The organism is Pseudomonas asuensis (assembly GCF_014646755.1).
GTDB lineage: Bacteria > Pseudomonadota > Gammaproteobacteria > Pseudomonadales > Pseudomonadaceae > Chryseomonas > Chryseomonas asuensis.
In genome coordinates this window covers 42,602-68,562 of the sequence record NZ_BMNW01000011.1, presented here as the reverse complement: position 1 = coordinate 68,562, position 25,961 = coordinate 42,602, and the positions used below count along the sequence as shown (strand labels likewise).

At 46.8% G+C, this 25,961-nt stretch carries 31 protein-coding genes; 21 read left to right on the top strand and 10 right to left on the bottom strand.

Annotation, left to right across the window (positions count from 1 at the left end; genetic code table 11):
• Nucleotides 1-263: 263 nt before the first annotated feature.
• The 3 genes from IEX86_RS20310 (at nt 264) to IEX86_RS20300 (ending at nt 1,279) form a co-directional block, all read left to right on the top strand.
• Nucleotides 264-581 (top strand): DUF5983 family protein, encoded by a 318-nt coding sequence (locus tag IEX86_RS20310; protein WP_188867971.1) that lies wholly within the window; start codon nt 264-266, stop codon nt 579-581.
• 18 nt (nt 582-599) lie between these two features.
• On the top strand, nt 600-830 hold the full coding sequence (locus IEX86_RS20305; RefSeq protein ID WP_188867970.1) for a hypothetical protein: 231 nt from the start codon (nt 600-602) through the stop codon (nt 828-830).
• A 227-nt stretch (nt 831-1,057) separates the two neighbouring features.
• Nucleotides 1,058-1,279: a hypothetical protein gene (locus IEX86_RS20300; RefSeq protein WP_188867969.1), complete on the top strand. Its 222-nt coding sequence runs from the start codon at nt 1,058-1,060 to the stop codon at nt 1,277-1,279.
• 113 nt (nt 1,280-1,392) lie between these two features.
• Here the strand turns inward: IEX86_RS20300 and IEX86_RS20295 are convergent, their stop codons facing one another.
• Nucleotides 1,393-1,677, bottom strand: a complete 285-nt coding sequence (locus IEX86_RS20295) for a hypothetical protein (protein WP_188867968.1) — start codon at nt 1,675-1,677, stop codon at nt 1,393-1,395.
• Nucleotides 1,678-1,910: 233 nt separating this feature from the next.
• Between IEX86_RS20295 and IEX86_RS20290 the strand changes: the two genes are divergently transcribed.
• The 7 genes from IEX86_RS20290 to umuC all read left to right on the top strand — a co-directional run bounded on the left by IEX86_RS20290 (nt 1,911) and on the right by umuC (nt 7,344).
• Nucleotides 1,911-2,741, top strand: coding sequence for a DUF932 domain-containing protein (locus tag IEX86_RS20290; protein ID WP_188867967.1), 831 nt, complete (start codon nt 1,911-1,913; stop codon nt 2,739-2,741).
• Nucleotides 2,742-2,810: 69 nt separating this feature from the next.
• Nucleotides 2,811-3,023, top strand: a complete 213-nt coding sequence (locus IEX86_RS20285) for a hypothetical protein (RefSeq protein ID WP_188867966.1) — start codon at nt 2,811-2,813, stop codon at nt 3,021-3,023.
• Between the two features lie 1,219 nt (nt 3,024-4,242).
• On the top strand, nt 4,243-4,479 hold the full coding sequence (locus tag IEX86_RS20280; RefSeq protein ID WP_188867965.1) for a hypothetical protein: 237 nt from the start codon (nt 4,243-4,245) through the stop codon (nt 4,477-4,479).
• 64 nt (nt 4,480-4,543) lie between these two features.
• Nucleotides 4,544-5,002: an AcrIF11 family anti-CRISPR ADP-ribosyltransferase gene (locus IEX86_RS20275; protein ID WP_188867964.1), complete on the top strand. Its 459-nt coding sequence runs from the start codon at nt 4,544-4,546 to the stop codon at nt 5,000-5,002.
• Entirely contained in the window at nt 4,999-5,499 is a 501-nt protein-coding gene (locus tag IEX86_RS20270; protein ID WP_188867963.1) for a hypothetical protein, read from the top strand. The genes IEX86_RS20275 and IEX86_RS20270 overlap by 4 nt, the downstream gene beginning before the upstream one ends.
• A gap of 131 nt (nt 5,500-5,630) precedes the next feature.
• Complete coding sequence (locus IEX86_RS20265) at nt 5,631-6,074, top strand: LexA family protein (RefSeq protein ID WP_188867962.1); 444 nt, start codon at nt 5,631-5,633, stop codon at nt 6,072-6,074.
• Nucleotides 6,067-7,344, top strand: coding sequence for a translesion error-prone DNA polymerase V subunit UmuC (gene umuC, locus IEX86_RS20260; RefSeq protein WP_188867961.1), 1,278 nt, complete (start codon nt 6,067-6,069; stop codon nt 7,342-7,344). The genes IEX86_RS20265 and umuC overlap by 8 nt, the downstream gene beginning before the upstream one ends.
• Here the strand turns inward: umuC and IEX86_RS20255 are convergent.
• The 5 genes from IEX86_RS20255 to IEX86_RS20235 form a co-directional block, all read right to left on the bottom strand.
• Nucleotides 7,341-7,925, bottom strand: coding sequence for a hypothetical protein (locus IEX86_RS20255; RefSeq protein ID WP_188867960.1), 585 nt, complete (start codon nt 7,923-7,925; stop codon nt 7,341-7,343). The two genes, umuC and IEX86_RS20255, sit on opposite strands and share 4 nt — an antisense overlap.
• A 71-nt stretch (nt 7,926-7,996) precedes the next feature.
• Nucleotides 7,997-8,458: a hypothetical protein gene (locus IEX86_RS20250; RefSeq protein WP_188867959.1), complete on the bottom strand. Its 462-nt coding sequence runs from the start codon at nt 8,456-8,458 to the stop codon at nt 7,997-7,999.
• Nucleotides 8,459-8,470: 12 nt separating this feature from the next.
• Nucleotides 8,471-9,118 (bottom strand): hypothetical protein, encoded by a 648-nt coding sequence (locus tag IEX86_RS20245; protein ID WP_188867958.1) that lies wholly within the window; start codon nt 9,116-9,118, stop codon nt 8,471-8,473.
• Entirely contained in the window at nt 9,111-9,794 is a 684-nt protein-coding gene (locus tag IEX86_RS20240; protein WP_188867957.1) for a nucleotide-binding protein, read from the bottom strand. The genes IEX86_RS20245 and IEX86_RS20240 overlap by 8 nt, the downstream gene beginning before the upstream one ends.
• 8 nt (nt 9,795-9,802) lie before the next feature.
• Entirely contained in the window at nt 9,803-10,327 is a 525-nt protein-coding gene (locus IEX86_RS20235; RefSeq protein WP_188867956.1) for a hypothetical protein, read from the bottom strand.
• Nucleotides 10,328-11,213: 886 nt separating this feature from the next.
• Here IEX86_RS20235 and mobA point away from each other — a divergent pair.
• The 9 genes from mobA to IEX86_RS20195 all read left to right on the top strand — a co-directional run bounded on the left by mobA (nt 11,214) and on the right by IEX86_RS20195 (nt 18,366).
• Nucleotides 11,214-11,516, top strand: coding sequence for a plasmid mobilization protein MobA (mobA, locus tag IEX86_RS20230; protein WP_188867955.1), 303 nt, complete (start codon nt 11,214-11,216; stop codon nt 11,514-11,516).
• Between the two features lie 3 nt (nt 11,517-11,519).
• Nucleotides 11,520-13,721, top strand: coding sequence for a TraI/MobA(P) family conjugative relaxase (traI, locus tag IEX86_RS20225; RefSeq protein ID WP_229685431.1), 2,202 nt, complete (start codon nt 11,520-11,522; stop codon nt 13,719-13,721).
• Between the two features lie 68 nt (nt 13,722-13,789).
• On the top strand, nt 13,790-14,248 hold the full coding sequence (locus IEX86_RS20220; RefSeq protein ID WP_188867954.1) for a DotD/TraH family lipoprotein: 459 nt from the start codon (nt 13,790-13,792) through the stop codon (nt 14,246-14,248).
• Between the two features lie 12 nt (nt 14,249-14,260).
• Nucleotides 14,261-15,187 carry a type IV secretory system conjugative DNA transfer family protein gene (locus tag IEX86_RS20215; protein WP_188867953.1) on the top strand — a complete coding sequence of 309 codons (927 nt, stop codon included), beginning with the start codon at nt 14,261-14,263 and terminating at the stop codon, nt 15,185-15,187.
• Nucleotides 15,188-15,194: 7 nt separating this feature from the next.
• A complete protein-coding gene (traJ, locus tag IEX86_RS20210; protein ID WP_188867952.1) occupies nt 15,195-16,358 on the top strand; it encodes a plasmid transfer ATPase TraJ in 1,164 nt (387 codons plus the stop codon).
• The gene (gene icmT / locus IEX86_RS25130) at nt 16,355-16,618 is read left to right on the top strand and encodes an IcmT/TraK family protein (RefSeq protein WP_268239878.1); all 264 of its coding nucleotides are present in this window, start codon (nt 16,355-16,357) and stop codon (nt 16,616-16,618) included. Before traJ ends, icmT begins: the two co-directional genes overlap by 4 nt.
• A gap of 295 nt (nt 16,619-16,913) precedes the next feature.
• Nucleotides 16,914-17,216 carry a hypothetical protein gene (locus IEX86_RS20205; protein WP_188867951.1) on the top strand — a complete coding sequence of 101 codons (303 nt, stop codon included), beginning with the start codon at nt 16,914-16,916 and terminating at the stop codon, nt 17,214-17,216.
• 54 nt (nt 17,217-17,270) lie between these two features.
• Nucleotides 17,271-17,675: a hypothetical protein gene (locus tag IEX86_RS20200; protein ID WP_188867950.1), complete on the top strand. Its 405-nt coding sequence runs from the start codon at nt 17,271-17,273 to the stop codon at nt 17,673-17,675.
• Entirely contained in the window at nt 17,659-18,366 is a 708-nt protein-coding gene (locus tag IEX86_RS20195) for a hypothetical protein (RefSeq protein ID WP_188867949.1), read from the top strand. The genes IEX86_RS20200 and IEX86_RS20195 overlap by 17 nt, the downstream gene beginning before the upstream one ends.
• Before the next feature lie 270 nt (nt 18,367-18,636).
• On the opposite strand, the gene IEX86_RS20190 is transcribed toward IEX86_RS20195, so the two are convergent.
• Nucleotides 18,637-19,128 (bottom strand): hypothetical protein, encoded by a 492-nt coding sequence (locus tag IEX86_RS20190; protein ID WP_188867948.1) that lies wholly within the window; start codon nt 19,126-19,128, stop codon nt 18,637-18,639.
• A gap of 32 nt (nt 19,129-19,160) precedes the next feature.
• Nucleotides 19,161-22,715, bottom strand: a complete 3,555-nt coding sequence (locus tag IEX86_RS20185) for an LPD7 domain-containing protein (protein WP_188867947.1) — start codon at nt 22,713-22,715, stop codon at nt 19,161-19,163.
• A gap of 233 nt (nt 22,716-22,948) precedes the next feature.
• Between IEX86_RS20185 and IEX86_RS20180 the strand changes: the two genes are divergently transcribed.
• Complete coding sequence (locus IEX86_RS20180; RefSeq protein WP_188867946.1) at nt 22,949-23,488, top strand: hypothetical protein; 540 nt, start codon at nt 22,949-22,951, stop codon at nt 23,486-23,488.
• The gene (locus IEX86_RS20175; protein WP_188867945.1) at nt 23,475-24,179 is read left to right on the top strand and encodes a hypothetical protein; all 705 of its coding nucleotides are present in this window, start codon (nt 23,475-23,477) and stop codon (nt 24,177-24,179) included. Before IEX86_RS20180 ends, IEX86_RS20175 begins: the two co-directional genes overlap by 14 nt.
• A 294-nt stretch (nt 24,180-24,473) precedes the next feature.
• On the opposite strand, the gene IEX86_RS20170 is transcribed toward IEX86_RS20175, so the two are convergent.
• Complete coding sequence (locus IEX86_RS20170; protein WP_188867944.1) at nt 24,474-24,755, bottom strand: TrfB-related DNA-binding protein; 282 nt, start codon at nt 24,753-24,755, stop codon at nt 24,474-24,476.
• 129 nt (nt 24,756-24,884) lie between these two features.
• Nucleotides 24,885-25,958 (bottom strand): ParB/RepB/Spo0J family partition protein, encoded by a 1,074-nt coding sequence (locus IEX86_RS20165; RefSeq protein ID WP_188867943.1) that lies wholly within the window; start codon nt 25,956-25,958, stop codon nt 24,885-24,887.
• Between the last annotated feature and the right edge of the window lie 3 nt (nt 25,959-25,961).

Genomic DNA, 25,961 nt, shown 5'->3' with positions numbered 1-25,961 from the left:
CCAGCAGCGGTAACGCTGCTTGTAAGTCATGCAATCGGAAGCGACCGCAAGCGGTCGCGCTAGGGTTTATGGGTCGCAAACGACTCACCAGCTAGAGCATCACCGAAGGAGCGTCAAGCGTATAATAATGTATGTATTAATTATACACGCATTGACATAAAAGCCCAGATAGGGGATACTGTCTCTGTTGGTAGGGCATTCCTACTAATCCCGATACAGGCGGCGGCAACCGCCTCGGGTCCATCATTCGCAGGAGTCTTTTTATGAGCAACGAATTATCTTTACAAGAAACAGCTAACGAGTTGGTTGTTCAAGTAATCCCTGTCATTAGCACTGCCCACATCGATCATGAAACAGCGAAAATCCTTGATGAAATGGGTGATAGAAATAAGTGGTGTACGTGTGCCAAGTATGAGCACGGCTGGTTTTTATACTTGGAAGAGTTCTCAGATGAGGGATCTGTGCCCGTGTGCCTTACCCTTATCCGCAATTGGTTGAGAGTGATGAAAAGAGGTCCGTGGGTGCGACTAGATCAGGCATACGGCACCACTGATGAGCTACCCGTTTATGATTGGGAGTAAATGATAAGGAAATCGTTTATGAAAAAAAGTTGGGGTAGACTAAAATCACTATGGCAAAACCTTCAATTCGACATTGAAGGTTTGAGAGAGGATGCACGCAAGATAGGGCAGGGGATGATCATAGCCGGATTCGTCGGCTGGTTGATTCCTTCTGATAAACTACCTGAATCTCACAGCCAGATACTTTTTGCCGTTGGATTGGTCTTATGGGTATTCGGTTTGATTAAGCGAAGAGGTGAAAGTGAATGATAAGCACAAGTACTTGGTGGCTTCTTGCACAAGCTGCGCTTCTTCTAGCCACTGTTTCGTTTATGGCAAAACGACCCGCAGTTAAACAGAAAGAAGACCCTAAAAACTAAGCAATAAGGGCGCTAAGCGCGCCCTTATTCATTCCCAGAGATTGGAACTAACTTTTTCCCAGATTGATATTGGCGGCGGCAACCGCTTTGGCAAATCTCTTTAGCAGGAGTCAGATCATGCAAACGAATCCCTCTTCGGAATTTCTAGTATTAGATAACGTCGTTCTTACCCAAACTGAGCTAACTATGCTGGTTGAGCGGAGCGAATGTCTGGACCGTATTCATAAGCTTTTGGATGTACCTGAGTGGCCTGACCATGCTTTATGTGCTATCGCAGATGAGCTTCTTAGTGTTGGTCTCGATATTTGCAGCACAGACGACAATTTAGCCGATATTTGATTTATTCACGCATGCGGGAACTCTCAGGACTGGGAGTGCCCCTTTGGTTCGGGCTGCCTGTCGAGCCGGGGTCTCGACCCTTCGGGCGGCATCCTTCCCTCACTGCGTTCGGCTCACTTCTTCCAGTCCGGTAAACCGGACTTGCAGCGCTCCGCTCGCCCTTGCAGCGCCTTGCTATGGCAAGGCTTGCCGCATGTCTTCTTCGGTCCCGTACCAGGTGCCCGGCTTGATGAGCCGTAGCACAGTCCAAAAGGTGTACCACGAGCCGCGCCTATGCCGTCCAGGGGCGCTTCGCTTCTGCCCTTGACGGCGGCCCGTCCCGAGGTCCACCGGCCTGTCGCTACGAACTCATACTGCGCAGGGCACCACCAGCAGCGGTAACGCTGCTTGTAAGTCATGCAGTCGGAAGCGACCGCAAGCGGTCGCGCTAGGGTTTATGGGTCGCAAACGGCTCACCAGCTAGAGCATCACCGGAGGAGCATTAAGCGTATAATCATGTATGTATTAATTATACACGCATTGACATAAAAGCCCAGATAGGGGATACTGTCTCTGTTGGTAGAGCATTCCTACTAACCCCGATACAGGCGGCGGCAACCGCCTCGGGTCCATCTTTCGCAGGAGTCTTTTTATGCTAGCTTCAAAATTTCGAGCCATTACCCAGCTTCGCAAAGATCACCCGCTGGACGATAGCCAGATTGCAAGCGTGGCTCCAAGCATCTTCGCGCTTGATAAACATGAAACGCGCTCAGACAGATATACCTATATCCCTACTATTGATGTGCTAAACCATCTTCGTAAAGAGGGGTTTATGCCTTTCATGGTGTGCCAGACAGCAGTTCGTAATGATGAAAAGCGGGAGCATACAAAACATATGCTGCGCTTGCGTCATCGTGAGCAAATCAACGACCGAGAAGCTAATGAGATTATTCTTCTGAATTCTCATGATGGCAGCTCCAGCTACCAGATGCTCTCAGGTATGTTCCGGTTCGTTTGCTCGAATGGGCTAGTTTGTGGAGAGAATATCTCAGATGTTCGCGTTCCTCACCGTGGTGACGTGGTGGGGCAGGTAATCGAGGGAGCTTATGAGGTTCTGGAGGGGTTCGAGGCAGTGAACGAACACAAAGATATTATGAAGCAAATCAACTTGAGCCGAGAGGAACAAGAGATCTTTGCCCATGCCGCTCTGGAATATCGCTATGCCGATTCCAAAAATCCGAACGCTGCGTTTCCAGTTACGGAATGGGCAATTCTAGAGCCAAAGCGCTACGAGGATCGCTCAAATGATCTCTGGACGACATATAACCGTGTTCAGGAAAACATGATCAAAGGCAACGTGCCAGCTCGAAATGCGAAGGGACGCAGAACGAAAACGCGTGAAGTGAAAGGCATGGATACCAACTTAAAGTTGAACCAAGCGCTTTGGAAAATGGCTGAGCAAATGAAAGCGCTCCGCAGCTGACCAACGCGAGCCTTGCAAGCTTGCGCTTGCAAGGCTCCTTCAAGCGTCACATGAGAGCAGGGCTGAGCAATGAATTTTAAGCATGAAGTAACGTTAAATGACGTCATACGATTCATCGATACATGGCTCGATGGGGAAGGCATTGATGAGTATGATGATTTTGAGGCGTTCTATGATGCATACGATGTCGCTACGGCGTACGAGGATCGTCCAGCTGATTTTTCGAAGGAAGACGAGCGCGAACTGGTAAGACGGGCCTATGAAGCCATGACTAAGAAGTGAGGATAAAAAAAGGCCGTGATTGCATCATGGCCTTTTCTATTTTCCTTGATCGAGCATGGTGATCAATGATTAGCGATCACCAGAAATAGAGAAGCCCGAGATCCGGCAAGATACATCGGGCTAGGCTTTCCGCAGGAGTCAATACTGCTGAAAGATGATTTAAGTATATGCGAGCAGTATCGAATTGCCAATGCTTTTTTATCAGTTAATTTTGATCATATACACCAAGTGACGTTTATGACTGGGAGTGCCCCTTTGGGTCGGGCTGCCTGTCGAGCCGGGGTCTCGACCCTTCGGGCGGCATCCTTCCCTCGCTGCGCTCGGCTCACTCCTTCCAGGCCGGCAAGCCGGCCTTGCAGCGCTCCGCTCGCCCTTGCAGCGCCTTGCTACGGCAAGGCTTGCCGCATGTCTTCTGCGATCCCGTACCAGGTGCCCTGCTGGATGAGTTGCAGCACAGTCCAAAAGGTGTACCACGAGCCGTGCCTATGCCGTCCAGGGACGCTTCGCTTCTGCCCTTGACGGCGGCCCGTCCCGAGGTCCACCGGCCTGTCGCTACGAACTCATACTGCGCAGGGCACCACCAGCAGCGGTAGCGCTGCTTGTAAGTTATGCAATCGGAAGCGACCGCAAGCGGTCGCGCTAGGGTTTATGGGTCACAAACGACTCACCAGCTAGAGCATCGCCCGAAGAGCGTCAAGCGTATTATTACGTATAATATAGTTATACAGGAATTGACATTTAAGGCTGGATAGGCGATACTATCTGTGTTGGTAGGGCAGTCCTACCAGCCCCGATACAGGCGGCGGCAACCGCTTCGGGTCAAGCCTTCGCAGGAGTCAAACATGAAACAGTCTCTAGTTAACTCAAGTACCCTCAAATCTCAGCCGGATTATGCAGCTAACATGGCCCTTTTCCTTTTAGAGCAGGAGGGTTCCGTTTGGGGCTCTTGGTCAGGTCGGTTAACTGCCAGTCAACAGCGGTCCTTATTTGGACGATTTCTAGGTAAGGGGTTGATCCTTATTAATGGCCAGACAGAAACGGTTTGCAACAGAGTAAAAGTCTGCTTTGGGCTGGACATCGATGATAGAAATATAACCAAGTGGCGGGATTTGACTTAAAAGATGCTCTATCTGCCAGATAGAATTGGCGAGTTTCATTTCCGTTTGTTGGGTGTGATGTGTGACGTTATCTTTGTGGCTTGATTATTTATGAGGATGATATGAAGAAGTTCCTAATGTTTATTGCTGCAGTGTGGTTTGTTAATCAGCTGATGCCTGAAGATGTTGCGTTTGCCATTGTTGGCTCGATACTTTATGCAGGCAATGTCACTGCTTCATGGCTTGATAACAATCAGATATTTGCTATTGCAATGCTTGTTGCCTCCCAAATCATTGTTATTCCGCTGGGCATTTTCATTGCAAAACTTTGGGTCCATCGCAAACGGAGTAAAAACTAGGAAGGATTATTTTGCCTTGGTTTTGTTAGGTGCAGATTGGCAATCCAATACCAGGAGAATATACATGGAACTGTTTCACACCAGCCCAAGTGAAATTACAACTATTAACACTGATGGTCGTTTCTTCGAGTTCTTGTGTTTCGCAGTTGATGAATACGTAATGACTACAGAAGAGTTTGTAACGTACCGAATAACTGTAGACGAGAATGACATCATAGAGGCTGGTTCGCTGTTCTATCATCCCAATGCAGCTGATCTGTCGCCCCTGGTTGAGGGTGTGATGCGGATGGTTGGCTGTGACGAAGGCACTGCTGAAGAACTCATCTCCCAGCGCATTGACGTTTTCAGCCTCGATGATATTGATGCCGCTGATGCTGGCGAGTTGTCGTGGGATATACAAGCCACCACTGCAAAGGCGGCCAAGATACTCGGTTTTCGTGGCGTGTCTATGCTGGATGAACAGGGAGCCTGCTACATGATAGACATGCTTGGTCATGAGGCCGAGCTAGAGCGCGCTAGATGACTCCTGCCAATCCATGCCCCATCTGCGGGCAGCCTATTCCAGAGCGGGCTAAGGGTAATCGTCATGGCCACCCTCCCAAGACATGCAGTGAGTCATGCCGAAAAGAGCGTACTCGCCGCATCGAGAAAGAACGTTATCAACGCGTTAAGGACTCCGCTGCATGGAAAACCACGCGTAAGAATTATCTAGCCAAGCTACGCGCTAAGCTTAGCAGTGACCCGGATTTTGCTAGGGTATTCCGGGCCGAAGCTGCAGCTCGGTTGCGAGATTGGAACGCTAGGCTCCGACGCGAAGACCCTGCACGCCATGAGCAAATAAAGGCGGAAAAGCGTGCGGAACGCATGGTATGGCGTCAGAAACTTATAGAAGACCCGGTTGCTTGGGAAGCACATCGGGAGAAGTGCCGAGCGTGGTATCAGTCACTTTCAGAAGAGGAGCGTGATCGGATTTTCTATGAGCCTCGTAGGCACCGTGCACGCAAATTGAAATCAGATTAGTAAATCGTGGAATAACAACAGAGCTTTCCTTAGACAGCCAAGGTGGCTCTTTTGCCCATGTGTGTTGACGATATCTGTATATCTAGCCATGCTGTATATAAATACATGCCATCATGCCGCTGGAAGTCGTCATGCAACCTTTAACAGTCACCTTTTTAGGGCCTCTATTGGCCATGGATCTAACGCTTCCCTTTTACGGCTATCGTGTACCTGCAGGATTCCCAAGTCCGGCCCAGGACCATTTAGAAGAGCGAATCTCACTGGACCAGCTGCTCGACATTCAAGCACCGCATACGTATCTGGTACGCGCACATGGCGACAGCATGATAGGCAGTGGTATTTATGATGGTGATCTGCTAGTTGTTGACCGCTCAGTTGATGCAGTACCTGGTGATGTAATCATTGCTGCAATCAATGGCGAGCCAGTTGTAAAGCGGCTCGGATATATTGATACAATTCCCGCTCTTATATCTGATAATCCACTCTACAAGCCTCGCCTTATCCTTGAAGGCGATGATTTTGAAGTCTGGGGCGTTGTACGATGCAGTCTGCGTACCCATCGCGGTCATGTCTGAGCCGAACCGAGCTTTCATGCTTCTGGATGCGGACTCGTTCTATTGCAGCTGTGAAAGAGTCTTTCGACCAGATCTAAAAAATACGCCTATTGTTGTTTTATCGAACAATGATTCGGCGATCGTGGCCCGCTGCAGGATAGCCAAACAATTGGGCATTAAGATGGGAGTTCCTTTCTTCCAAGTCCGGGACGAACTTAAGCGCTTGAATGTCAAGGTTTTTAGCTCAAATTATGAGCTTTATGCCGACATGAGCGCAAGAATGAGGGCTGTCATAGAATCTATGGTGTCCCGCTCTGAGTGTTACAGCATAGACGAGCTGTTTGTGGATACCAGTGGAATGCGCGGCTCATTGGAGGATCTAGGGCACCAAATCAAGGCACGTGTCTACAAATGCACAGGGCTTCCAGTTGGCGTTGGTATAGGCACAACAAAAACGTTAGCAAAGCTCGCTAGCTACTCAGCAAAGCGGTGGCATAAATCTACTGGCGGCGTACTCGACCTGTGTGATCCTGACCGCCGTAACCGAGCGCTACAGCACATCGATGTCGGTGACGTGTGGGGCGTAGGGCGACGACTCAACGAAAAGCTCAACATGCTCGGCATCGGGAAGGCCTGGGATCTCGCGCAGTATGACGCATGGTCGATCCGCAAGATGTTTAACGTAACTCTGGAAAAGACGGTACGCGAGCTGCGCGGCATCTCGTGCATCGATCTGGAAGAGGTAACTGCACCTAAACAAGTGATCTGTACCAGCCGCATGTTTGGTCAACGCCAATATTCGTTTAGTGATGTCGCGGAATCAGTGGCCAGCTATACGGCACGGGCTGCGGAAAAGCTCAGGGCGCAGCAGTCGCTTTGTCTAGTCATGCGTGTGGGTATTCAGACCAGCATGCATTGCCTGCCTGAGGATCGCTACTCTAACGGCGCTATTGTGAACCTGCCCTACCCAACCGATGACACGCGCGTGCTCGTCCAGTACGCCCTGTATGGACTCAAGCACATCTACAGAGAAGGCTATGGATATGCAAAGTCTGAAATCCTGCTCATGGATCTAAGGCAGCGTGGCGAGTACTCCATGAATCTATTTCAGCCTGAGCAATCGGCGAGTGCCGACCGACTCATGAGTACGATGGACAGTATCAATAGGAAGTTTGGTAAAGGCACGCTTAGACCAGCTCGGATAACTGCCGCCCCTGGCTGGTCTATGCGACGACAGTTGATGAGCCAAAGCTATACAACCCGCCTGGATCAGCTTTGGTGTGTGAGTTAGAAGAATGAAGATTTGGGTGGGGCTTCTATTTGTGAGACATACTCATCCATCTGACCATGAATGACTGGATCAAAAGAGTGACCCGTCAATCTGAAAAGGAGTTTGACTTGATCCGCTGTATCGGCTGGCATTGTCTTCTCATCGTTCCCGTCCATGTAAACGGTTCTGTTAATTAAGCCAGATCTGCGCAATGGAATAAGCAAGGTGCGTACGATTTCCCAGGCGCGAAGTTCTTTATAGGCAGTCCAATGCGCAATGACAGGCAATGGTCCTTCTACAAATAATAAAGTGCATTCCAGAGTTGCTTTGAGGTTTGGATTGACGTCGGTACGGTTGCTTATGCGTATGTAGCCGATCTGATCATGTTCTAGCAGATTGATGAAGTCATCAAACGGGGGGCTTGAGGAGCCGTCGGTTAAAACGATTCCCTTTTGCTCGTTTAGTAAGCGACGGATCTGTCCAGTAAGGTGTGCCGAGCCAACTAGATGCCCTTTTCGTATAACATCAGAGAGTATTACTGCAGTCTCTTTCGTCGCATCTCGCTCATAAAATTGGCCAAAGAAGAAATCTTTTTGATTCATAAGTGTTCCTCGATTTGTGAGATGTATTAGTAGGTAGGCAATCGACTCCTGCCTACGGCCATGATTTCGACTTACCAGCTATGATTATTAGGATTGCAGACCCGATACTCTGGAAAGGTTGTTTCAAATCCAAGTACTCCGCAGGCAATGGCAGTCTTGATTGCCATTTCAATGTGGTCTCGCTCCTCTGCAATAACCTTGTCAAACATGTCTTTGGCAAATGAAGGATCGGTGTTGAATACCATCGTCTCCAGTTCCTCATAGCTGCGTGGTAGAGAGGTCGGAAGCGGTGCCCAGGCTTTGATAACCGAAGTGGGAATAGAATGGCCGTCAACGTAGCTGAATGATTGGGTCAAACTACTCCATCGACCAGAAATCACAGTTCGATCCTCCAGCAAGACCAAGAATAGTCCGCCGAGCTTGTAGGTGGGAGGGGTTTTTCGCTTTAGGAGACTTTCTGGAGACGGATTAATCGATGCAGTTTCAGAGCAGAGAAGATGATAAAACTCAACTTGCATAATCGTAGATGCCATAGAAACACGCCTCTAAAACAATGGATATAGCCACATCACAGACAAGCTAGTTAATGCCAGTGCCGAAGCAACGAGACTGAGGTTTCTTCCTGCAAGTACTTCATGTCGTACTTTCCAAAGCGATACCAGGGAAAATGTAGATCCGCCTATTGCCATCAACCATCCAGATGGGGCTCTAGCCAGTGAGTTGAGCAAAAAGCTAAACATGCTTTCACCTGGCATAAAATGAGCCCAGTAGGGAACTCTACCAGACGTTAATACAGCTCCTACAAACATACATAACCCGCCTAGACAACAGAGTCCTATAAGAAGCCATCCGCATGATTGGAACCAAGCAGCTGTAGAACTACGGTTGGCGATCTTCTCACTGGTACGTCTTACCTCTTCACTGAGAGAGGCCATGACTTTTTTGCTTTCGGCATCAGCCATCGCTGTGAACGTTTTACGATGTTCTGAAAGCAGCGTTGAAGAATAGTCAGCTATAGCTTGTGGATATTGTTTGAAGTGATTGTCGTAAGACTCAAATGCCATGATTATGAGCCAAATAGCATCATTGTCATGAATGCCTAGTGTATTCTTAACCCGGTAGAGCCTTTTGATCTCTTCATCGCTTGGCTGCCTATCGAGAAGTCTAGCAAAAACCTCTTTAACATCATCCATCGATGACCTCGCCTAGAACTTTACGTACTTCAGATAACCATCGAGTAAGTTCGGCTCTGTTACCCAATGGCAACTCTTTCATAGCTCTGTCAATAGAAAAACGCTTACTATATAAATCATCACTAACCCGATCAGCTAGCTCTGGAAATGTAAGAGATTTACCACCTTTATCCTCTACCGATCTTCTAATTTTCGACTCGTTATAGAGTTCAAACTTGCGCTCTTCTCCATAATAGCCATTTCTGACGACATGTACTACAGAGTTCGGTAAAGCATCCATGTATTCCTTAAGAAGCTCAAGGCTATCCCGTTGCCTGTTTATGACCCATAGAGTAATTAAGTTTCGATTAAGATCTTGGAGTGTGTTGTTTAGTGTTTCGCCATATGCAGTAACACCCCTGTTGTTTCTTGCAGCGGTATTTATAACAACATTGAGGCTTGGGTTCATATCACAGATATTTACAAGATCAATCCAGCCGTTTGCATCATCTAGGTCAATCAACTCAGTTTTTATTTCATCTTTGTAAAGTTTCCATACATCAGGGTTGGAGGTGTCGGACTCTATAAGTAGTACTTCTTGATCAGCACTTCTTAGAGTATGGATAAGTCCCATTGTGTTGATTGACTTACCTACACCACCTTTACTACCACCAGAAACATATATTGGATTATTCATTTGAGATCTCAGATATCGTCACTATCTTCACGTGGAGTGAAAGATGAGTTTTTATGGGATTCGCCATAGCTTGAAGCTGATCCAATGGCTGCTTTCTTTCTAGTACTACTTTGCCTGTCTATCGCAGATTTATTACTAGCAGAATCGTTAGTGATAGGTACTACATTAGATTTTTTGCTTGAAGCCGGAGCTGTTTTTGCTCTTTTCTTTCCAGATTGATTTCTTTTATTTCTTATTTTTCCCATATAAGTCTTCAAAGTCATTGCAGGGATGTCCATATTCATTCGTTCCATAATAAAATTTGATATGGCATTCCATGAGTGACCCATTTCTACCAAGCATTGAAGGTCATCGTACAAACCTTCGATAAGCTCAGCTTTGGTAATCGCCTCGTTCTCATCCCGCTTAGGTGGAGGAAACTCTTTGAAAGCTTTCCGTAGCTCCTCGATATCAGCTCTTGTAGGTCTCTTCATAAAAATAAATAGCTCATTGTATGTTGAGGAATGCATGACAGGATGGCTTCGATCCAGCAAGAATCAATCCTCAGCTGTGATTCCGCATTCAGGACAGAATACGAAAATCTGTAAACCTAAAAAAAGACTACTCCAGTTTCTCTAGGATTTCTACTCGGTTGCTAAAAAACGTCTCTAGAGTGTCTCTATTTTCTTAGCTGCGTTGTCTTTTTTGGTACGCTGTGAGGATCTTTAAATCGTCGCATGATCTTCTTAAAAGCTTGTCTCCTAGCTGGTTGATGCTTGCGAAAAAAAATATCCAAATTTTCTCAGAATCTTCTCCTTGCGTTCTCCAAACCATATCCTGACTTTCTCCAAAACCCATTCCAGGTCGTTGCTGGAACGTCTCAAAAGGATCAGCGGAATCAGCTTCAATGCTTCTGAAATTACTCTCCAAACTCTCTACCAAGCTTTCTCCAAAATGTAGCGTAGGTTTTTGCTGAGATGTCTCTCAGGCATCAGCAGGATTAGCAATGAGGCTTCGCAACACTTCTTCAAAATCTTCTTCCAAACCGTCATTCTTAAGTTGCTCAGTAATTTCTAGATCGTCGCCTGGGTAATCTTCTAGGTATCTCCGCTCGATTATCAGATTTGGTCACTAAAAAATCTTGGACCTCTCCGTGATTGTTCTTTGCCTGCGTCAATTTTTTTTCATCCCCCTCCTCTTTGATAGCTGATTTTTTGCTTACTCGTTTTGTATTTTGAGTATCATGCAAAACTATTCTATATTGCTATGAAGAAGGTACTTAGGTTTGGGACAGGGTAGGGTTTGTACTCCCGCCAAAAATGGCGTACGTACAACCGGCACGCTCCAGTCGTTCCACTCCCTCTGCTAAGCCTACCTCCCTGCTCAGGGCAAGCCCCGAGACCCCGACAGCACATGTCACACTGCTGAATAAGGTGATGTATGAGTGATAGTGAAACCAGACGCCGGACAGGACGACTCCCGGCTATACGCTGCTACGAAGATGAAGAAGACGCAGTTCGTCAAAAAGCACGTGACTGCGGTATGAGTATTGGACAGTTTCTTCTTAAGGCAGCCTTAGGGCGTCAAACACGCTCCAAGATGGACGCTCATATCCTGAATGAGTTACGGCGGCTTGGTGGCTTACAGAAGCATCTTTTCAACGAGGGTAAGGGCGTATTCTCCAAAGAATACTCTGCAATACTTATTGAGATCCGGCAAACAATTGCCAGGATTGGGGAATAGTGGATGATTCCCAAAGTCCCTGATCGACGTAAAGATAAGAAAACATCATTCAAAGACCTGGTTGAATACATGACCAACCGGGAAGAGGATAAGGAGTCACTAACTGATGAGCTCGATCCAAGCGACAGAACAAGATACGACAAAATTCTTAAGCAAGCTGGAGCAAATCTCCGCGCAGCAAATCATCATCTGCAGGCAGTTAGACGAGTTACTGCACTTGATGCAAATGCCATCAGAATCCGTAATGGAAGTCGTCGAGAAATTGTCTACCCCGATGGGTTTGGAGATGCAGACTTTGGCTATTCAAATGACGCACAAGCTCAAGGAGGCGTAGATGACAATAAACATCAACGAAGTATTTCCTCTGCTAGAGACCATCTACGGGCAGCAGCAAACTATCTCCGACAAGCTCCAGGAGTTGACCGAGACTTTCAAGAGCGTGCCCGAGCCCGTAGAACCTCAATTAAGAGCGCTCCTAGCGCCCATAAGCGAGGGTATAGCTCAGATGAATCAGACGTTATTGACGACCTCGAATCAGGAAGACTCTTAGGTGATGCCCAAACAGTAATCTCTCCATCAGGGATTGTTTGTCAGCATAATTGCCTATCGCTAAGTAGTGCCAGCGCAGAGATGAAGGCAGTAGCTGCACAAAATGCACGTGTCGACGATCCTGTCTATCACGTAATACTTTCTTGGCCTAGTCATGAGTCACCGAGCGATTCACAAGCTTTCGCGTGTGGATTACATGCTGTAAAAGCTGTTGGAATGGAAGGGCATCAATATGTTTTCGCCATTCATAGGGATACCGATAACGTGCATCTTCATATAGCAGTTAATCGAGTTAATCCCGACTCGTTTAATGCTGTATATCCTGACCGTGATTATTTCAAGCTCGATAGAGCTATGCGGGAGCTTGAAATAAAATATGGATGGACTCATGACAATGGACCACACGCCGTATTTGAGCGCGGAGGCAAAAAAGTAATAGATTGGGCGAGCACAAAATTTGATTCCAAAGGAAAAATACCTACTAAAGCCGCTGATATGGAGCGTTATGGTGCTGAGGAAAGTTTGTTTTCATATGCACGAGCAGAACCACGTAAGGCACTTACCGCAGCTCTAAAAAATAGTGATCTAACTTGGCAACAGCTGCACGATGTATTGGCTAAATATGGACTCGCTCTTAAGGAAAAAGGACAAGGCTTTGCAATTTATGATTTATTCAATGATAAGACTACGCCTATTAAAGCTAGTGATATGCATGAGCAGTTATCAAAATCTAGACTATTAAAAAGGCTAGGCGACTTTCAAAATTCAAGTCCGAACATAAAGCCAATAATTAAATATAATAAATTCGTTGAGCCTAAACGTGACCCTAATATTCGAGAAGAACGTAGACAAGAGCGTGCTGAGGCCAGAAGGAAACTTCGTGAGCAATACAACGATTATAAGAAAACTTTTGTTTTTCAGCGTTTAAACACTGCGGACGTTAAAGCGCAATTTGCTGCAATCAGGGATGAAAGCAGACGAAAACGGTTGCTAGTTAAAACAACAGTCTCAGACCCGGCAGCTCGAAAAGCTCAATACAGTATTATTGCGTTTGAAACTCTACGGAACAGAGAGCGTTTGAAACGCAAGCTCAAAGTTGAGCGTGAAGCTTTGAAGAATAGTCCAGCCAACAAACGACTCTCTTATAAGGAGTGGGTTGAGAAACAGGCAGCCCTTGGAGAGCAAGCTGCCATTAGTCAACTTAGAGCTTTTGCGTATGCGGAGAAAAGAAAAGAATCGGAGTTGTCTAGAAGCTTCACGAACAATTCCGTAAATGGAATCAAGTCTACCGAGCCCTCCGAACCTTTAGCTAAATCAGAGAGTCCTGACGTGACATATCGGGTTCGTAGAGATGGTGCTGTGGTTTACAGGGTAAACACAGACAAACCATGCTTTGTTGATCATGGACCATATATTGAGATTCTCGCCAGAGGGGAGTCGACACAGAAGGTATTAGCAGCTGTGATGCATGCGAGGGAGAAATACGGTGCAAGTTTCGATTTCACAGGAACCGAAGCTTTCAAGCGTCACGCAATATCTGTGCTAGTTACCGAACAGATAGATGTGAAGCTCAAGGATGCAGCTCAAGAAGCCATCAAACGCGAAATGGAAGGCCAGGCAGAAAAGGATCGTCGGATTTCCCGCCCGCGTCGATAAATTCGCTAGGTTTACGTCTTAATATTCCGTATAGTAGCATGAATACGAAAAAAAACGTGAGGTGCCCCATGGCATACTATCGCTACTCTATTGTTGCTACGCTTCTTGCTGCAACAGTTCTCACTGGCTGTGCATCAAAACCCAAAGTCGATGACGCACAAGTGCTAGTTGATCAGAAAATCTTAGATGCCGCCCGAAAGATTCAAGCAGCTCAAGCTGATTTATACCAAGCCGGCGCTCTCAACCAGGCAAGGCCGCAATTCCCACAGTCGATTCTGGAAAATAACCAGCTGGTTTCAGTCCACTGGCAAGGCGATGCGCTACAGCTTCTAAACAAACTTGCTCATGATCGCAATGTTCAGTTTTCTTTTATGGGGGTGAGAGTCCCCCTGCCCGTCAGCATAGACGTTAAGGCCACGCCCTACAGCGTCGTAATCGGGATGCTAAGAGCCCAGATTGGCTATCGAGCAAACCTTATTGAAGAACCTTCCAAAATTGTCTTGCACTATAACCGGCCTCAGAGCTGATGGGGAACGCAAATGAAGCGCTTTGCCGTCGCCACACTTCCCTTTTTTGTTAGTGGCATCGTTTTAGCTGGTGAACCGCCCCAATTAGATGCGGCATCAACAGCCAATGCCCCTAAGACTTGGCAGGAAGATGATTCTGTATCTCTTGAATCTCTAATGCATCCTGAATCCAAGGTGTCTTCGGGTATAACAGATCTACGTACTCAAATGCTTAACGAGGCCGGGACCACAGTAGGCTTTCGTGGTGGGATGGCAGCACGTAGTAGAGAGTTAGTCAAAGCCCTAGAAAAACGTAACCATGCGTTGAGTATGGAGTATCAATTTGCGCCTTTGATCAGTAGGTCAGGAACGCTCCCGCCTGTCATTGTTGAGGCACAAGATGTCGCTGCCTTCGCCCCTGACCAAGTGCGGACAGCTAACAAGGTCTACAAAATTCACAGAGAGGAGCGTTTCGTTAGTGTTCCTCCAACATGGAGGGATTATCTATTTACGGGAATGACCTTTGCCTCGACGGTTGATTTACCTGTCATGGAAGCAAGGCCGCAAAACAGTCAGGAACAAAAGATTTGGGAGAAGGCTGTTCGGGCTGGTTGGGTTGAAGGGGAGAAACAGGCAGATGACATCCTGGACGCTAATTTTAACCGCCTGGTAAGAGACATGACAGGAATGATGTTGTATTCGGCACTCCTGCAGAATGATCTGATTAAACCTACACGAATTGCAGAGTCAGAGCAGACAGTAACTGGTGATGGCCAGCAACTTATGCTTGGTGACAAGTTGCGAAGACTTACTGAAAAAGCCTCTTTTGAAACTGATCCCAATAAGTGGCGACCTACGGTTCATAAGCCTCGAAAAAAAATCATTCCATCAGCCGACACAAATCAACCACCGATTGTAGGGCCTCAACCATCCCCATCTTCAACAGATAGTAAAAAGTGAGGTGGCTATGATCAATGCTGACGATTTGAAGCCATACGATTTCAAGGGTGATTTTAGCGTTCATACATTTAAAGAGTCGCTCATATATTTAGCAGAGCAAGGTGTCTCGGATATCTTGGTCCAGGGCGGCGATTATATGTGGGCTGAGATTCATGGGCGGCAGCGTAAGGGTAGTATTCAAAAAATAAAGCAAGGGAATCTGCCACTTATCATTGCAGGTCTTTGGGGTGCAGAGTTAGAAAGCCATATGCGCAGAGGGGTGGGTGCAGATAGGTCTTTCGAACTACAAGGCGAAGAGTACGGTTTAGCTCGTGGGGAAATTATCAGGTTCCGCTGTAATTTTATCCAGGCCCGAATAGCGGGCTTAGAAGAGGCCTACTCAATCACCATGCGTGTGATTCCCACCAAGCTGCCAAACATCCTAGAAATGGATATTGAGCAAGACTTATTTGGGGCGTTCTTTCCCGGAAGTGGTTTAGTAGTCGTCTGCGGTCCCACTGGATCGGGTAAGTCTACCCTGTTAACAGCGAATTATGTTTATGCGGGTGAGGTATTTCCTGATCGAAAATTAATCACCTATGAAGATCCTATAGAATTTGTTTTGGGGGGCGAACACTGGCGTGGTCCGCAGCCTGCCCAATCTCAAATTGGACGTGATATTACTGATTTTCCGGCTGCCTTAAAAAACGCAATGCGAAGAAAACCAAGCATCATTGGAATCGGTGAGCTACGTGATTTGCCGACTGTTGATGCAGCAGTCGAGGCAAGTCTGACAGGTCATCTATGTGTCGGCACGCTTCATACTGAATCAGCTGCAGAAACGATCAATCGTATGATTCAAGTCTACCCACCTGCTCAACAGTCATCTATCGCTTCACGTTTGATAGGATCACTTAGAGTCATTGTCGTACAACGGTTGTTAAAAACAACAGATGGACGCCGCCAAGCTATCCGCGAATACGTGATATTTGACCGCGAGTTAAGGAATACTCTTCAGAATGAACCGCCTGAAAAATGGAGTTTGATGATTCGTACAAAGCTTGAAGAGCAAAGGGCAACAATGGCGGATAAAGCTTGGGTTCTATATGAGCAAGGACGAATCGATAAAGCAGAATATATCGAATTAGCAGGCGCTAAGGCATTCAATGATCGCTTTAAAGAGGCCTTATGAAATCGATTTGGCGGCATGCAAGCCGAGCACCAACAATTATGGGCATTCCTTTTATAGCCTTTCTTCCATGCTTGATATGGCTATTTCATATGACTTGGGGGACTTTTTATAGTGCTATCGGAATCATCATTGTATTTGCTGGATTAGCAAAGCTAGGCTGGACCTTTAGAGTCTTATGGGAAAGGTTCTTACATATTCTTCGTGGTTCGCGTATTTATGCAAGACCTTGGTGGTATCGAAACCGCTTTCGTGATGAGTGAACTTCATTCTGTTTATGGTGACAACATAGGGCAATGGCCGGCTCAATATCGGTAATGCTTTTGGATCGGGTATTCCCGCATGCGTGAATATCCAAATTCGATATCAGCGTGCTGATGGCCCGAGCGGTTATTATCTGCTCCCAGCAGTAAACTGATCATATTTTCAATATAATCTTATACCTATTTCTTGACGGTGCACCAAGGTGCACCTATTCTTATAATCATTATTTCACGCAACGTGAATTACCACTGAAGAAGCCGGCATCGATGCACGGCATGCACAGAGGACAACATCATGAAAGTAGCAACTGTTCGTCTTAACGTTCTATCTGACAGCATCGGTACAGAGTGGAATGATATTGAGGCCGCAGGCGAGGCCTATGCTTCTTTCCTTCAATCCAGATTGCAGCAGTCAGCGAGCGAAGCTGGGTTCGATACCAACGACATTTCTGTTACCTACCATCATATACTGGCAGGTTTTTCCAATGATTCGGTTTGGGCTGATCGGCTTGATGCTGAAGAGCAGCTCCGAGATATCGTGCGCAACATTCGAGAATCTGCCTGGATAGAGTTCTGCGAGTCTCACAGCGAGTTTTAATCAATATCCTTTACTGGCCATAGTGCCTGAGTAACCTTTCATAAAGGCGACATTATGACCAAGAAAGCCGGAATTCATATTGGCCCTCAACTGGACGCCATTATTGGCGTCACAGGCGAAAGGGCTGGTATCACTACGAGCAGACGCGTCAATGTAATTGGAGATCGCTATGCTGAAATCCTTCGCCGTGAACGCATTGAGAAGCACTTTAGCGAAGCTGAGTGGAATGCTTTGCGGGACATGCTTTGCGGTGTTTCCAGCGAACCAGCTGCAATGATTCGTGGCAGTCTGGCAATGGGATGGGAGGATTCTCTTGAAGATGGTCTTGCGTTCAAATGGGATGTTGATGCTGTGATTATGAATCATAAGCTTGCCGAATTAACCTACCTTCAGGAGGTGTGCATAATCGAGGCAGTTGAGCGCTGGTGGCGGAATCACGACGATGCCGGCTCCGCTTAATCTAGCTGGTAGGCGCTTCGGTCGGTTACGTGTACTTGCAACGAATGGACGAATCAAATTCGGACGTGAGCAGACTGCCTGGCTTGTAGTGTGCAATTGTGGCCGACAAGAGACGGTTGCCCAGAGCCTACTTACCCAGCGCGGATGGCGAGAGTGCTCCTGGTGTCAGCGGCCAGAGTGCCTGATTTGTGGCAACAAGGTATTATCGGATAGGCCGCGCAGCAATACGTGTTCTGATACCTGTGCTGCTGTCCAGCGGCGCAAGACAAATCAAGAGCACTATCATCGACGTGTTGCTGCTGATGCCGAGTTTAACCGTAGACGCTATCAACGATTGACTGACCGGATGATGCTCGATGTTGAGCTGGCCAAGCGGGTTCGTCAGATACAGCATGCCTCTGGTAAGCGGTGGCGGAACGACCCAGCTAACCGAGAGGCAATTAGGCAGTACATGGCTGCTCATTATGCGATGAATCGAGTAGTTATTCAGGCGCGCCGACGAGCACGGCTGGACGCTATGACACCCGAGCAGCTGGCACATTGGCGGGTTCGTATCCGCAACTATCAACGGCTGTATGCTCAGCGCTACCGCGACCTGATACGTAGTGATCCTGAGCGACATCGTGCCTATCTGGATAGGATGCGCGAGTATCGCAGACGGCTGGATTGGGCTGTAAAGAAAGTGTTTTAGGAAAATAGGATGACGATTTATTTGCATTTAACACCATATCAATCGGCATCTCCTCGCTTTCCGTGCAAGTTGAGCGATCATCTCAACTTGACCCGCGTTGTGTTCCAACAACTTTTCCCGACTCGTAAGCGCTGACATCTTATGGCTGGCTATGGGTGTAATCAGGCTGGCTCGAAGAGTGGTTCAAACCATTAACTCGACATCGTAGTCGTGCGCCTGGTATTGCTCAAACTCAATCGCTGCAGCCTGACTATTAGTTTTCTTACTGACCTATTTCCATACCTCACTCCAAAAAGCAGAGGAAGACGAGGCACCACTCTTGGCGGACTGATCGATTCTTACAGGTGTGCCGACGCCAACGTCCACCCCAATTGGCCTTCCGATATCGTTAACACCTGTATCATCAATCTGGCCATTGATGTCCCGCATGACACCACCAATCTGGCTATTGACCTCACTTATAGCACCGTGAACCTGATTGCTAGCTATTGCGCAAACCTTGTCCTTTATGGCCTCCCAGATCTCAGCCAGTGATGGGAATTGGGGGGCAGTTGTTACAGCAGTTATTCCACCTATGCATTTCCCTAGAATATCTGATGAACTTCTATCTCTGTCCGCAGTTTCCTGAGCTGCCTGCTTATCCCGGTCATATCCTTTCTGGCCTCCTCTTTCAGCGGCCTCACCGCTTCGGCACGTTGCCGCTTCAGTTATAGATACTGAGCACAGCATTGCTACGATCAACGTGCATAGAAAACCTTTCATTGAACTCCTCCCAGGATAAGCAAGCATATCGATTAAGCTCGGGCCATTCGTGGCCGTTGAGCCTGTTTTGCAACTTCGTTGAATGCATTCTCGGCAGATGCATGTGCTGGTGATTGTGAGGGAGCCGGAATTGAAGCCGGCATTTGTTTAGTCGAATCCTTGGGCCTTTCCAGTCGCTCCTCGACAAATCCTAGCTTGCGATGCATTTCCTCATCAACATGCTTAGTTATCCTGGCATTAAGCGTTTGGCCGCCTACGTTAAAAAGCATTTCGTCAAAGTGAACTTGCTTATTATCGTTACGCTTATTAACGGCGTTTCCAAAGCCAATCTCTTTCCACTGGCCATCGCCCACCCGTTCACTCAACTTTAAGAAATTTGGCTTCAATTCACCGGTTGTAGTATCGACCTTCCGTTCATTGATGTGTGCAATTACGTGATGCTTTTGATCTCCAATTTTGACAAATCCTTGGAGATAGTCCCCCTGTCCTTTGAACAAAAGAACCGTAGTTTCATAGCCATTGCCATTTTCGTTGCGCTTAACTCCACGTAATACTAGATCTTCTGCTTTATTCGAGTTTTCGTTGCTATTCATAACGAACTCCTTAAAGTGATTTTCAAGCTCAGCGGCGCTACTATTCATGCTTATTGCGTCACGCCCACGCAATACGTTTGATCCAGTATCAGAAGATTTAAAGTTACGGGCCAACTCGTGCTCATAGTCATCTATAGGAGCTTGAGCTGGACTACCTGATTTATCAAACCAATAGATCTGGCTTGCCGGTGGCTCAGCTCCCAGTAACTTGAGGTCGGCCTGCTTTTCCTCGTCATTCTTGGCCCATTCTTCAATCAATTGCTTTTGAGTCGTCCACCAGTTATGGGCGCTCACCGCAATTAGCGAATCAGAACGCTTCAAAGATGGATCATTATCAAAGGATGAACTGGAGGTATTTAAGGTAATAGCACCGCTTTCTTGGAGCTGTGTATAACGATCAGCGATGTTCTCGAATAGAGCTTTATTAAGGTTGTTGGCGAAATGGTCGATGTCATTGTTGAAGACATTTTCAACTTGATCTTCATGACGCCTCCAAAATGGGGCATCAGTACCTAGCGAGTTCATGTCTGATAGGACGGCTTCAACTCTTTCAAGCTTTTCTTCGTCCATTGATGCAATAGCATTTTTGATATCGCCTGATCTAACCTTTTCGATTAGCTCATTTTCAAAAGCAACATCATGCCCGGTATAATCAGACTCGAAATCTTCCAGTGTTTCCTCAACGGCTGGGCGATCCAGTAAATCGGCTCGCCAAGCGTTTCTATAGGTTTCTAACTCGTGAGTCCCTACCTGATTACCAGTTTCATCGTATTCGGGAACCGGAACGATAACTTTCTCTCGCCCTAAGTTTTCGAGTTGTATTGTATCTCCTGCCTGGATATCTGCCTTATGCAGCGCCCTTGGCAGGTCTACTCCCCAAACAGTATTATATTTTCCATCTGCATTTTCCAAAGTAACAAAGAAGCTCTCTTTGGCTTTGGGCTCGTTGTGATATGGGGCAGCACCATACTCCTTGACTACCCCCTGCATCCTATCAACAGGCTCTTGCTTGACATTCAGTAACGAGGAAGCGAGTGCAACATCATCCGCAATGACTTTTGATGCAGACGGTCCTGTGGCAACAGACGCTTCCTGTGCTGGCGTACCTAGACGAGCATCACTATTGAACTGGGCAGACTCAGATTTAGACTCAGACTCAGGCTCTTGCTGTTCTTCCCGCTTCTTGATTAAGTCATTTTTGAGGGCGAGTTGTTGAGGGTCGGAGAATTTAACGTCGATTTCATATTTCAGCATCACTTCCATAGCCTGACGCTTGAACTCATCAGTGCCGGTAATATTAAAAGAGCTACCAAACTTTTCTTTGGCAAGCAGGATTGCAGCCAAAATAGCCTCATCTTCCGAGGCTTTGGGAGCCATTAATATCTGCCGACCATGATCAATGAATGCTTCATTATCATTTACTAGGTAAAGCACAGAGCCATCGTTGCGGTTCTTATAGGTGATCCCTTCTACCAGGCGGGCTATGACATCCTTGGGATCTTCAGCAGATGCTGTATCGCTAGGCTTATCTGGAAAAATGAACCCGTTGGCTTCTAAGGGGTTTGATCTTTCATGGGTAAGCTGATCCGCAATCTCAGCTTCACGCAGTTTACGTTGCTCCTCTATTTTCTCTTCTGCTACCTGGTTCTTTGCTGGCAGTAGCTCGCCAACATCCTCTGCTTGATTGGATTCACCGGCAGTTGTTAGAGGTGAACTGGATGTACTGTGGGACGGGGTAGCTTCTTGCTGATCCACACTAGGAACGGAAGAAGCGCTTAGAATGCTATCTGGTTGCTCATGACGAGAACTAGATTGGGGTTCTGGAGCAGGAGCAACTGGAGAGGCAAAGCCATTAGCTCTGGGCTCACTGACATGAAGTTGCAATTCATCCTTGTTAACTTTTTCAGAAGATGTGTGCTGAGGTGTTTCAGGAGAAGCAAACTCCCTTTGGCGGCTTAAGCTCCTGAGCTGGCTTGAAGCAAAGTAACTAATACTAGATTGAGCGAGGCTGTCTCCATCCCTCAATTTCTCAGCAAAAGCGCGGGCATCTACTTTTAGCTTATTTTCTATCTCTTGAAGAAAATGCGGTGAATATTCGGGAGCAGTAGGCCTCGGACTTAGATCGAAATTAGGGCTTACAACTCGTTTCACTAATTCATCTTCTACCCATTGCTGCTTTGTTGAACCTCCACCTATTACGATTCCTCTGCTAATTCGTTCGCGATCATTCTCGCGCTCATATTCGAGCAAGGAGGAGAAAGACATCTTCTGTGGCTCGATCTCTTTCGGAGTTGTCCGCTCTATCTCTTTAATAGCGCGATCAATTCGACTGATTTCATGTGTTTTGCTTCCAGGCTCGACCCCGGCCATTTCAGCTAGACGTTTAGCAAGCGGCTTAGTACTTCGATCCTTTTTTTCTTGTTTTTGAAGTTCATTCCGAATGTCTTTTAAGGCGCTGAGCATAGCGGCCTTAACAGTCTCTTCATCGCTGATTCGTTGATTTAACCGATGCTTTTGAGCTTGTTCCCACTCGGAACCAAGCTGTTTTTCAGCTGCTGCGAGGGCTGGAGCTGATGCATTCATCAATGCCATGTCTATTGCTTTGCGAGCTTCCTTCAGATGGATCTGATGAGTATTTTCAGCATCCAAAGCTCTAATTTTTTTCGTCATCTCGTCATCGACGGAACTCATTAATTCCGTATATGGTGGATATGTGGAAAAATTAGATGACATTAATGTGGCGGCTGATGCATGATCTTGAGGCGAAAGTTGTTTGAAGTCTGAGATATCAGCAGCTATCCAATGCCTCAATACGGGGGTTGGGATATTTGGCGACTGGCCCAATGATTTGCTCAATGCTGACCAGTCAGCAAAAGCCACATTCCGGTCTTCAATTGAACCTAAGGGAGATGACTCATGCTTTCCAGGATTATTATGTCGTTCATAAATGGTTTGCCTAAAGTGCTCCCATTTCTGCTCAATTTCTTCTGTCATGCCTTTTCCCCTAGGTTTGCCTGCGTAAGTCATCGGTCTGCCTCAAGAATCAGTTACCTCGCTCACAGCGAGCGTCATAACCGCGAAAGGCAAGTTAATTCATAGCTCTTACTAATACGTATAATGTACATTATACAAAATTATCTTGCTATAAAAGACCTTTGCTTTTGCTTTACATATAGAGCGATAAACGGAGCGCAACCTCTGCTATCATTGACCTTACAAGGGCGACCATGAACAATTTAGATGAATTGCACGAACTCCATCCTTTTCGTGGAACGGATTTGGAGCGTTGGCGGATCGAGAATGGTCTGTCCAAACCTGCTGCAGCTGATGCTTTTGGCTTGCAAAAAGCAAAATGGGAGGAGCTGACAAACACGGATAATTCGGCTGAGCCGATAACCGACCCCGTGATTGCCATGCTTTTATATTTATACCGTGAGTACCCTGAATCGTCCCCAATCGTAATACCCCCCAACGTTGTAGAGTTTTACGATTTTTTAGGCTTTACGGATTCACCACAGGATAGGGACAAGTTCGCTACATTGATTGGGCGAACACCACCAACTGCTTACAGAATTTTGTTGCATGGTGGGAACGCTGGACGGCCAGTTGTTAAATGGATTGAGGGGCTTAAGCGACTCAAGCTAACTCCAAAAAAAACACAACGGCTAATGGCAGATGTGGTGAGTACTGTAGGCGCACGTCAGGGAGTGAGTAAGGTCTTGATTCAGGGTTGGACAAAACAAGGTGATAGTGGTGAGCACGAATGAAAAGCCTGACTCACAGCACATTATAGAGCTATCGACAGTCTACTTTTATCAAGGGCAACCGCCGAGTTCCATTGCTCTGAAGGATTGTAGTCTTCCTATGAAAAGCCCCATACCTGGGGCTTTTTCTGCACTTTATGGCTATCAAAGTAAGCAGGAAGGCTTCATGGCCGCGAGGCAGTACGCCGATAAAAATCGATTACAATTCACGGTTATTGACTTCCTGGTCAAGCTAGATCAGAAACAAAACCCACTGATGATGAAGCCTGGTGATATACCTCGACACGATTTCCTATCGTTTCAACGGCTTTCACGCAACTCCCTAGACGAGGTTGAAGATATCTTAAGAAACAAATTTGAGCGGGATGGTTCGAATGTCTCAGGAATGGACCTATCAAAACCTCATCATCTGATTATGCAGCGCCCAGAATTAATCCAAGCTGTAATGTCCGCTTCGGGGTGGGAGCACCTTAAGGTATTAGCTTTTCCTGCTAAGTCTGCTGTAAGCGAAAGGCCTTTAACTGTAGGGGTTGTACCTTATGAGCACTGGAGTGCTATTCAGGAAGCCAGCTGCCGGTTACACCCCAACATCAGGATCACATTAGACTCTCCCTCTTCATCAGATAAGCAGATCAGTAATCAAGCACCTCAGGACATTGATGCAGACCGCAGCAAAGGGCCAAAAATGAGGTAATAAATCAATACCAATCAATTGCGCACAAAACTAAAAACCCTCTCAGCTGAGGGTTTTTTAGTGTATATTATTGTTAATAATACCATCCCTGTATTATTAATATAAGGTAAATGACACTTCAGTAGTTCAGTGGTAGACACCCAGTCAGATAGTTTTCACTTGTCTCCTTTTTCCCGCATGCGGGAAGGATGCAAGCTAGCTCGGCATACATACATTACTTCGTGAACTCGGCCCTGGTTCAGGCTGATAGGGTGACTTGGGTTCAGGTGCGTCGAACCAGGCAGCAATCAAGTTTCATTTTGGCTTCTTGACCCGGGTGCCGTTATTGGCACGGACATTCTGAATCTCTCGACGGCACTCCCCTACCTTTATAAGAAATTGATCCAGCATATCTTTAGGCGCACAGACGGTTGCTGTCTCCCAGCCGTCTGGAGGAAGTTGTACATATGCAGCATAAAGTTTGTCCCTTATAGCCAGCGCCCTTTGCTTAGTTAGCCCGTATTTGTCAGCTACATATTGAAGTGCCAGACCCTCGACTAGGAGTTCTCTTGCCGCTTCGATATTTTTAGGGTCCATCTTCTTGCGTCTTGTTTGTAGCAGCCTCTCAAACGCGTCAGAAGGGATACGGTGCTCTAATGAATTACTCTGCACCATCTTTATCAACTCTTGACTTTATATTTTCTGTTCATAATGGATTCGACCCGTTTAAGAGCGGATATCTAGTTCCTTAAGTCTCTCTATCTCCTCTTGTTTTGCTAGTAATTGCGCTTGAAGAGCTTCGATCTCTTTCTCAAGTTTCTCCATTTGAATAAGAAGAGCTTTATTCTCAATCTCTAAATCTCTAGTGGAGCGATGGTTGAAATCGGCTTCATCGACCTTTTGGATATTACTTGCTTTTGAAGGCTGACTAGGCTTCACCTGCTCAGGCTCGCTGTCAGACAACGCCTTATTTGGACTCGTTGTAATCGCCTTGGTGTCATCCTCTCTCATAGAGGATTCTTCAAAGCTATCTTCTGGGTGGGAAGAATAGTCTTCTTCTGATTTAAGCTTACTTACCCTTCCATTGATTTTTTCCCGCGTATCGCGGACAAGTTTGCGTAGGTTTATAGAGGGATCTTCTTTAACCTTTGCCAAAACTTCACTAGCAGCTTCTTGGTCTTGCTTTTCCAGGCGAGCAAGCTCTGTAATAGTAGTGATATCAGCAGTAAGACCTTCCTTGACTGCTTGGCTTCCAGCACCATCGGCTTCTACTACGCGTAAATAGTTAATACGCTCGGAAACCCAGTTGATTGATTTCTTCCACTCCCTAGCTACTGCCTCTAGTGAACCAAGCTCTTTTTTAGAATTTGAAAGGGCGGTCGCTATTTCAAGCTGAGTGAGATTTTCACGCTGAATGTTTTCGGCTCGCTGAAGGCGAATGAACTCTTGCTCAGACATATTGCGAATGATGCATTTAAGTTTGATCCCGGCGATTCGGCATGCTCGGAGGCGCCGCTCACCCGCTCCCATCACATATTTATAAGGACTTGCAGGATCTGGATTCTGCATGATTACAGCAGGTTGGAACTGGCCATCTCGTTTAATGGCCTCGGCAAACTCATTCAGAGACTCCTCAGTAAAGCCTGGGTTGTCAGCAGCCCTTATCTGAGCACGGCACTCGATATCATCGGGATCAACCTCAACGATCTGCTCTCCCCCCCTAGGCATTTGATAGGCTGACAGCTTTTTCTTTGTGGCTGGGGTAAGGAACGCATTAGGCTTATTAGTTTTATTAGCCATGTT

Bases quoted from the DNA above. Each gene is read 5' to 3' on its own strand.
- IEX86_RS20215 (WP_188867953.1), top strand. From the start codon at position 14,261: ATGAAGCGCTTTGCCGTCGCCACACTTCCCTTTTTTGTTAGTGGCATC.
- IEX86_RS20220 (WP_188867954.1), top strand. From the start codon at position 13,790: ATGGCATACTATCGCTACTCTATTGTTGCTACGCTTCTTGCTGCAACA.
- IEX86_RS20290 (WP_188867967.1), top strand. From the start codon at position 1,911: ATGCTAGCTTCAAAATTTCGAGCCATTACCCAGCTTCGCAAAGATCAC.
- IEX86_RS20170 (WP_188867944.1), bottom strand. From the start codon at position 24,755: ATGGACCCTAAAAATATCGAAGCGGCAAGAGAACTCCTAGTCGAGGGT.
- IEX86_RS20245 (WP_188867958.1), bottom strand. From the start codon at position 9,118: ATGGATGATGTTAAAGAGGTTTTTGCTAGACTTCTCGATAGGCAGCCA.
- IEX86_RS20180 (WP_188867946.1), top strand. From the start codon at position 22,949: ATGAACAATTTAGATGAATTGCACGAACTCCATCCTTTTCGTGGAACG.
- IEX86_RS20165 (WP_188867943.1), bottom strand. From the start codon at position 25,958: ATGGCTAATAAAACTAATAAGCCTAATGCGTTCCTTACCCCAGCCACA.
- IEX86_RS20280 (WP_188867965.1), top strand. From the start codon at position 4,243: ATGAAGAAGTTCCTAATGTTTATTGCTGCAGTGTGGTTTGTTAATCAG.
- umuC (WP_188867961.1), top strand. From the start codon at position 6,067: ATGTCTGAGCCGAACCGAGCTTTCATGCTTCTGGATGCGGACTCGTTC.
- IEX86_RS20190 (WP_188867948.1), bottom strand. From the start codon at position 19,128: ATGAAAGGTTTTCTATGCACGTTGATCGTAGCAATGCTGTGCTCAGTA.
- IEX86_RS20310 (WP_188867971.1), top strand. From the start codon at position 264: ATGAGCAACGAATTATCTTTACAAGAAACAGCTAACGAGTTGGTTGTT.
- IEX86_RS20285 (WP_188867966.1), top strand. From the start codon at position 2,811: ATGAATTTTAAGCATGAAGTAACGTTAAATGACGTCATACGATTCATC.
- IEX86_RS20250 (WP_188867959.1), bottom strand. From the start codon at position 8,458: ATGGCATCTACGATTATGCAAGTTGAGTTTTATCATCTTCTCTGCTCT.
- IEX86_RS20300 (WP_188867969.1), top strand. From the start codon at position 1,058: ATGCAAACGAATCCCTCTTCGGAATTTCTAGTATTAGATAACGTCGTT.
- traI (WP_229685431.1), top strand. From the start codon at position 11,520: ATGATTCCCAAAGTCCCTGATCGACGTAAAGATAAGAAAACATCATTC.
- IEX86_RS20205 (WP_188867951.1), top strand. From the start codon at position 16,914: ATGAAAGTAGCAACTGTTCGTCTTAACGTTCTATCTGACAGCATCGGT.
- IEX86_RS20295 (WP_188867968.1), bottom strand. From the start codon at position 1,677: ATGACTTACAAGCAGCGTTACCGCTGCTGGTGGTGCCCTGCGCAGTAT.
- IEX86_RS20270 (WP_188867963.1), top strand. From the start codon at position 4,999: ATGACTCCTGCCAATCCATGCCCCATCTGCGGGCAGCCTATTCCAGAG.
- IEX86_RS20195 (WP_188867949.1), top strand. From the start codon at position 17,659: ATGCCGGCTCCGCTTAATCTAGCTGGTAGGCGCTTCGGTCGGTTACGT.
- mobA (WP_188867955.1), top strand. From the start codon at position 11,214: ATGAGTGATAGTGAAACCAGACGCCGGACAGGACGACTCCCGGCTATA.
- IEX86_RS20255 (WP_188867960.1), bottom strand. From the start codon at position 7,925: ATGAATCAAAAAGATTTCTTCTTTGGCCAATTTTATGAGCGAGATGCG.
- IEX86_RS20240 (WP_188867957.1), bottom strand. From the start codon at position 9,794: ATGAATAATCCAATATATGTTTCTGGTGGTAGTAAAGGTGGTGTAGGT.
- traJ (WP_188867952.1), top strand. From the start codon at position 15,195: ATGATCAATGCTGACGATTTGAAGCCATACGATTTCAAGGGTGATTTT.
- IEX86_RS20275 (WP_188867964.1), top strand. From the start codon at position 4,544: ATGGAACTGTTTCACACCAGCCCAAGTGAAATTACAACTATTAACACT.
- IEX86_RS20305 (WP_188867970.1), top strand. From the start codon at position 600: ATGAAAAAAAGTTGGGGTAGACTAAAATCACTATGGCAAAACCTTCAA.
- IEX86_RS20200 (WP_188867950.1), top strand. From the start codon at position 17,271: ATGACCAAGAAAGCCGGAATTCATATTGGCCCTCAACTGGACGCCATT.
- IEX86_RS20265 (WP_188867962.1), top strand. From the start codon at position 5,631: ATGCAACCTTTAACAGTCACCTTTTTAGGGCCTCTATTGGCCATGGAT.
- icmT (WP_268239878.1), top strand. From the start codon at position 16,355: ATGAAATCGATTTGGCGGCATGCAAGCCGAGCACCAACAATTATGGGC.
- IEX86_RS20185 (WP_188867947.1), bottom strand. From the start codon at position 22,715: ATGACAGAAGAAATTGAGCAGAAATGGGAGCACTTTAGGCAAACCATT.